Here is a 1,407-nt window from a genome sequence, read left to right as displayed (position 1 = left end):
CACTACTTTATTTTCCAGTAATCAATAGAATCTCTGTTTAAATCAATTCTTCCATCAGGGTATTCAACTCTTGAAGGTTCTTTACCCGGTGGGATAATAATTTTCGGCATTTTGGTTTCATCCAACTTAGGCTTAAAGATGATTTTCCATTCCGCTCCTGACGTTAATTTCAACCGAAAAGGAAACGAATCTACTATGCCCTGTAAGGAAACTCTGTTTGGACGTCCCTCTACCATTTTCAAAACAGGGTAAATAACCGGTCTGTAGTCTATGGTATTCACTGCGCGCGTCTCAGAGGCTTCAGAATAATTTTCTCGTTCGGCATCGTTGATAAAAGCGGTTAAACCTGTCCCTGAATAGGGAACGGCATCTTTCACCAGGTGACTGACATCGGTATAATTCGCCGATACATAAGCCCGCTCAATTTTCCATTTACACCAACCTCCGCCACTAAAAGGCAATTTCGTCTGAAAATAACCTGTTTGGGGATCAGTAGTTACCTCTTGGTAAAGCACATTATAAGTCGGTACTTTATGAGGTGTCATCGTCGCACTAAATTCATATTCAAGACAAGATTTTGAGATATATCTTGCCGCTACATACGGCTCAGTGTATTTCGGCATGACTCCTTCCATCGTTATCCACGGCCCTTTTCCCTTAGATGAAAAGGGAAATAGCCAGTTGAAAAAGGTATCACCAAACGCCCAGTAAATAAAATAGAGGAATAATAAGGACAGCGTTATCTTCAATATTTTCACACAGATAGTTCCTTTTAATAACAGTATTCTCATGTTGGCATTTAGATAAACTGTTGATACGACCTTAGTAGAGCGTTACTTTATGTAACGGGTATCTACCATTTGGGTATTGATTTCAATATGTCCTCTGGGATATTCAACCCATTCTCCCCTTCCGTTAGTGATAATAACTTTCGGCATCTTAGTTTCATCCAGTTTAGGCTTATAGATAATTTTCCATTCAGCATCCGGCGTTAACCTGAATCGAAAGGGATACATACTAACTTTACCCTGTAAAAATATCCTTTTTGGGCTACCCTCAGCCATTTCCAAAACAGGGTAAATAATTGGGCTGAAATCAATGGTATTCAATGCTGCAATTTCGCTAATGTTTGTCCGAACTGCATCATTGACAAATGCAATTAAACCGGTTCCCGCATACGGTACAGCATCTTTCACCAGATGTCGGACATCGGTATACCTTACTGCCACAGAAGCCTGATTGATTTTCCATTTACACCATCCTCCACCATTGAAAGGCAATTTCGCCTGAAAGTAACCAGTTTGTGGATCAGCTTCTACATCCAAATCCAGTCCATAATAGGTCGGCACTTGATAAGGCGACATACCTGCATCAAGCTGATATCTAAGGCAGTCTTTTGAGATATAC

General features: G+C 40.4%; 2 protein-coding genes. Both read right to left on the bottom strand.

Features of this window, described 5'->3' with window-relative positions; all coding sequences use genetic code 11:
* Positions 1-2 precede the first annotated feature (2 nt).
* Complete coding sequence (locus tag Phpb_RS16135) at positions 3-758, bottom strand: hypothetical protein (protein ID WP_065391228.1); 756 nt, start codon at positions 756-758, stop codon at positions 3-5.
* A 75-nt stretch (positions 759-833) separates the two neighbouring features.
* On the bottom strand, positions 834-1,407 hold a 574-nt coding region (locus Phpb_RS16130; protein WP_240492585.1), incomplete at its 5' end, for a hypothetical protein.

This window comes from Photorhabdus namnaonensis, assembly GCF_001684335.1.
Classification (GTDB): domain Bacteria; phylum Pseudomonadota; class Gammaproteobacteria; order Enterobacterales; family Enterobacteriaceae; genus Photorhabdus; species Photorhabdus namnaonensis.
Note: the sequence above shows the minus strand (reverse complement) of the source record. Positions and strands in the feature narration are given on the sequence as shown.